Source organism: Dictyobacter arantiisoli (genome assembly GCF_008326305.1).
Classification (GTDB): domain Bacteria; phylum Chloroflexota; class Ktedonobacteria; order Ktedonobacterales; family Ktedonobacteraceae; genus Dictyobacter; species Dictyobacter arantiisoli.
In genome coordinates this window covers 1-6177 of record NZ_BIXY01000158.1, presented here as the reverse complement: position 1 = coordinate 6177, position 6177 = coordinate 1, and the positions used below count along the sequence as shown (strand labels likewise).

The 6177-nt window shown below is 55.0% G+C and carries 1 protein-coding gene; it reads right to left on the bottom strand.

What is annotated here, in order from left to right:
• Positions 1-6177 (bottom strand): non-ribosomal peptide synthetase (locus F1593_RS26960; protein WP_149404649.1); only part of this gene is annotated, 6177 nt, incomplete at both ends.

Below are 6177 nucleotides of genomic sequence, written 5' to 3'. Positions count from 1 at the left end.
GCGTCAATGCCGGGAGCCTCTGGGAGCAGGCGTACCTTTCCCCCGGTCACCAGCGGCACAAACAGGCTGGTCACCGTGAGATCAAAGCCCACCGAGGTATGCACAACGGAGTCGATCGCCTGCCGCTGTGCATAATGCTGCCGACTCCAGGCCACATAGTGACTCAATCCCCGGTGAGAGATCATCACCCCCTTGGGTTGCCCGGTCGAGCCAGAGGTATACATGATGTAGGCCAGCTGGTCCAGAGGGATGGCCGTGGTCAGATTGTCGTCAGCTTCCTGCCGCCAGCGTGCTGCTGCGCGATCCAGCAAGAGTAGACGGCTCGTCGCTGCGGGAAGGCCAGGAAGGCGATCCTGCAGCGAGGCATGAGAGAGCACGAGCGAGAGAGCAGCATCGTGGATGAGATACTGCAGGCGTTGCACGGGATAGCCCGGGTCCATGGGGAGATAGGTTCCCCCCGTTTTGAGAATGGCTAGCAGGGCGATGACCATGTCGGGACAGCGCTCCAGACAGACGCCGACGACCGCCTCTGGACCGATCCCTTGTTGCTGGAGGTGGTGCGCGAGCTGATTGGCCCGTCGATTGAGTTCTGCATAGGTGAGCAATTGCTCCTCGAAAACGAGGGCAATGGCGTCGGGAGTCAGTTGCACCTGTTGTTCAATGCGCTGATGGAGACACAGAGGTTGCGGATCAGCGTGTTGGGTCGCATTCCACTGGTTCAGCATGAGCGCATATTCGTCGGTCGTCAGCAGTGGCAACGCGCAAATGGGGGTCTGGGGATGCTGCAGCACCGCCTCCAATACGGTCTTCCAGTGACCAAGCAGCCGGTGGATTGTCTCGGCCTCAAAGAGCTCGGTACTATATTCCAGCGTGCCAGCCACACCCTGCTCGGTCTCATTGACAAAGAGAGTCAGATCAAACTTACTGACTGTATGGGTTACCTCCAACGGGCTCATTTGTACCCCAGACACCTCATACTGCTCGTGGGGGGTATTTTGTAAAACGAACATGACCTGAAAGAGCGGGGAGCGGCTCAGATCGCGCTCCCCTGAGATCGCCTCCACAACGTTCTCAAAGGGAAGATCTTGATGGGCATAGGCACTCAGACAGACCTCGCGTACACGTTGGAGTACCTGGACGAAGGTGGGGTTACCAGAGAGATCAGTACGCAGCACCAGCGTGTTGACGAAGAATCCGATAATCTCTTCGATTTCAGTGTGTTGACGATTGGCAATGGGTGTTCCGACACTGATATCGCTCTGTCCGCTATAGCGCATCAGTAACACCTGGAATGAAGCCAGGAGCAGCATAAATAGGGTCACATCGTGTTGTCGACTCAGATCATTTAAGCCTGCTGACATCGTTTCCGGCAACTGCCAGGCCAGAGCTGCACCTCGATAGCTTTGCCTGAGCGGACGAGGATGGTCCGTGGGCATATCGAGGGGGAGAACATCTGCGAGCTGTTTTTGCCAATAGGCCACCTGCGCATCTAATGCTTCATCCCGTAACCATTGCCGCTGCCAGAGAGCATAGTCCACATACTGCAGTGGCAATGGAGGGAGCGATGCTATGTGTCCGGTAGCGGTGAGCGAACGGTAGTGGGTGGTTAGCTCCCGGACCAGCACATCATTGGACCAACCATCGGTGATGATGTGATGCAGCGTCAACAAGAGCACATGTGCAGCGCGTTCCAGGCGCAGGATTGCAGTGCGCAGAAGTGGACCCTGAACCAGATCACAGGGACGCTGTGCTTCTTGTTCGGCCAAATGTCGTGCCTCCTGCTTCCGTTGCTGCGGAGCGAGCCCTTGCAGGTCTATCACCGGGAATCTGACCGTCCCAGTTGTATGAATGACCTGTAACGGTTGTCTATCTTGCTCGACAAAGGTTGTGCGCAGGCTTTCGTGTCTGGCGATTATTGCATGGAGACTTTGTTCGAAATGCTGAATATCTATGATCCCCTCGATGTGTAACGCGACAGGTGCAAGATAGGTCGTACTTCCTGGTTCAAACTGATCCAGGAACCAGAGGCGTTGTTGCGCGAAGGAGAGGGGAAGCTTCTGAGGACGTGGACCAGCCAGTAGCGGTGGCATAGGCAACGCTTCTTCCTGGCGTAAGAGTTGCTCGATGCGTTGAGTCAGGCCTACCACAGTTGGGTCCTCAAAGAGATAGCGTAAAGGTACCGCTACTTGCACACGTTGGCGTAGACGTGAGATCACTTGCGTAGCCAGCAACGAATAGCCGCCCCGCATAAAGAAATTATCGTGAATACTTATCTGCGATGGTGGCAAATGGAGCAGATCTGCCCAGATCGCACGAACCAATTCTTCCAGGGGAGTGCGTGGTTCAATTACCACGCCATCGTGAAGTATCTGTTGGTCTGGAGTAGGTAATGCCCGCCGATCCAGTTTGCCACTAGGCGTCAGAGGCAGAACATCCAGGAAAACCAGACTGGCTGGAACCATATAGTCAGGTACTTGCTGACCCAGCCACCGACGGAGTTCCTCCTGGCCTGGATACGTTTCCGGTCGTACGACAACATATGCTACCAGGGATTTTTCTTCCGCCGTATCCTCTCGGAGGACTACAACCGTCTCCTGTACCGCTGGATGTGTCTGCAATACAGTCTCAATCTCGCCTGGTTCAATGCGATAACCACGCAATTTTATTTGCTGATCCACGCGTCCCAGAAACTCAATTGAACCATCAGGACGGTAGCGCGCTAAATCTCCGGTACGATAGAGGCGCGTTCCTGGTTCCTGACTCCATACATGCGGAACAAAGCGTTCCGCCGTCAAATCTGGTTTGTGTATATATCCACGTGCGAGATTGATGCCTCCAATGTAGAGCTCTCCTGCCACTCTGATGGGTACCGATTGCAAGTTGCGATCTAATATGTAGATCTGTGTATTACTGATCGGGCGTCCAATTGGTGGGAATAGTGGCCAATGAGCAGGCTCACCATGCAGTTCATGAGCAGTGACCACATGGCTCTCGGTTGGTCCATAGTAGTTATGGAGCGTACAACCTGGCATGTGCTGTAGCCAGTTTACGATCGCAGGCGTCACTTGTAGCTGTTCACCTGCCGTGATGATTGTCTGTAATTGTACTCTGGATGGTTGAGATTGTTGGGTTGCCCATAGCGCCATATTTTGCAAGCCAGCGTAAGGAACATACCAACGTTCTATCTGTTCACGTTCCATTAAGGCCAGCAATGTTTCAGGATCGCGGCGCATTTCATCGCTACTGAGCTCGACAATCTTGCCACCCCGTTGCCAGGTCGTAAAGAGTTCTTCACAGGAGGCATCGAAGCTAATGGGAGCAAACTGCAAGACAACCGTATCTGGCTGCAACGGGCAGTCTTGCTCGTGCCAGTCAAAGAGATTGCGCAGTGCTTCGTGCGGCAATGCCACTCCTTTTGGTTGTCCGGTTGAGCCAGACGTATACATCACATAGGCCAGGTTTTCTGGAAGGCAGCCCACATGAAGATTATCGATTGATTGCTGCTTTAGTTCCTCAGGCGGCTGATCCAGGCAGAGGAGAGGTACCGATGCAGACAGAGGTTCTATCAATGCCCGGGCATGCGGCAGGAACGCCTGTTGAGTCAGTAAAAGAGCTGGATTAGCATCTTGCAACATAAAGGTCAAGCGCTGGAGGGGGTAAGAAGCATCGAATGGCACATAGGCACCGCCAGCCTTAAGAACACCCAGCAGGCCTATCAATAATTCAAGCGAGCGTGGCATGAATAGTCCCACCGGTTGATCCAGGCTTACTCCATGCAGGTGTAGATAATGTGCCAGTTGATTTGCTCTTGCATTGAGTTCTCGATAGGTCAGGTGTTGTTCTTCATAAACCAACGCGATAGTTTCAGGAGTGCGTTCAACTTGTTGCTCAAAGCTTTCGTGAAGCGTCAATGGTAGAACAGGGAGAGCAACTGTCTGATTCCACTGGATTAGCAATTGTTCGCGTTCATTCTGGGTCAAGAGGGGCATATCTTCTATGCCTTGAGTTGGATTCTCAACGATGGCCGCTAAGAGCACTTGCCAGTGACCGAGCAGACGTTGGATCGTCTCTGGCTCAAAGAGCTCAGTACTGTACTCTACAGTACCAGAGAAGCCTCGCTCCGTTTCTTCAACAAAGAGAGTCAGATCGAACTTGCTCTGTGTCTGCTGTACTTCCAGCGGATGCATATGGATACCCGCAACCTCACTTTGTCCACCGGGAGCGTTTTGTAAGACGAACATGACCTGGAAAAGTGAGGAACGACTGAGATCGCGTACCTGTTCTAACGACTCTACGAGGAGTTCAAAAGGGAGATCCTGGTGGGCATAGGCTCCCAGGCAAACCTCACGCACGCGTTGGAGTACCTGCTGAAAGGTGGGACTACCTGACAGGTCGGTGCGTAGTACCAGGGTGTTGACGAAGAAGCCCATCACGCCTTCAATCTCTTCATGCTGACGATTGGCAATCGGCGTTCCCACGCTGATATCACTCTGTCCACTGTAGCGCATCAGTAATACCTGGAATGAAGCCAGCAGTAGCATGAACAGCGTCACATCCTGTTGCCGACTCAACATCTGCAAATTCTCAGAGAGAGAGATCGGCAACTGCCACGTCAAGCTCGCACCTCGATAACTCTGTATGGCTGGACGGGGATGGTCAGTGGGTAGATCGAGAAGAGTCGCTGCTGACAACTGTGTACGCCAGTAGGCCATCTGGGCTTCCAGCACTTCCCCTTGCAACCACTGCCGTTGCCAGAGAGCATAATCGGCATAGTGGAACGGCAGCGGAGACAGCGATGATGGCTGTTCAGCGACAAATGAACGGTAGAGGTCAGTTAACTCGCGCACTAATATTCCATTGGACCAGCCATCGGTGATGATATGGTGCAGCGTGAGCAAGAGGATATGCTCTTCTCGTTCCAGGCGCAGGATGGATGTGCGGAGCAACGGTCCCTGTGTCAAGTCACAGGAGCGTTGTGCTTCTTGCTCGGCCAGGTAGTGTGCCTCCCGCTCTCGTCGCTCTGGATCGAGTCCCTGGAGGTCGATCAGGGGTAACCGGACCGGTCTGGTAGCATGGATGACCTGTAGCGGTTGTCCATCGTGCTCGGCGAACGTCGTGCGTAAGCTCTCATGGCGCTGGATGAGAGCGTGTAGACTCTCCTCCAGCCGCCAGATATCGATCGTTCCCTGCATACGTAATGCGCTGGGAACCAGATAGGCGGCACTCCCTGGTTCTAACTGATCCAAAAACCAGAGGCGCTGCTGGGCGAAGGAGAGTGGAAGTTGCAGGGGACGTGTCCCGGCCAGCAGTGGCGGCACCGAGAGCGTGTGCTCTTGCGTGAGACGTTGCTTGATTGTGTGCGCCAGGCCCGCGACGGTTGGGGTTTCAAACACGGTGCGCAGGGGGAGCTCAATGTTGAACATAGCGCGGAGCCGGGTCATCAATTGCGTCGCCAGGAGTGAATGACCACCGAGCGCAAAGAAATTGTCGTGTCGTCCTACCTGTTGCCGGCCCAACACCGCGCTCCACGTTCCCAGGACCAGTTCTTCCAGGGGGGTCTGGGCTCCCTCTCGTGTCTGACCTTCGGCCTCCGGTTGTTCTGCTGGTGCTGGCAGGGCATGTCGATCCACTTTGCCATTCAGGGTCAAAGGTAGCACGTCCAGACAAACCCAGGCTCCGGGGTGCATATAGGAGGGCAGGCGTCCTTGTAAGAAGGCGTGGATCTTGTCGATGATCAGCGACTGCTCGGGGTGTCCCACCAGATACGCCACCAGCTGTTTCCCGATGGGGGGATCATCTCGTACCACGACGACCGCCTCGCGAATAGCCGGATACGCCAGCAGGGCGGCTTCAATCTCTCCCAACTCGATGCGAAAGCCGCGCAGTTTGACCTGCTGATCGATCCGCCCCAGGTATTGCAGGGTGCCATCGGCCCGATACCACACCCGATCGCCCGTCCGATAGAGGCGGGCTCCCGGCTCGGTACTGAAAGGATGAGGAAGGAAGCGTTCCGCCGTCAGGTCGGGATGGGTATAGCCACGAGCCAGCGCGCTGCCCCCAATGTAGAGCTCGCCTGGAACGCCAATCGGGACGGGTTGGAACCAGGCATCCAGCACATACAACTGCGTATTCGCAATCGGACGACCGATCGGCACCGCTCCATGATCTGCATCCGAG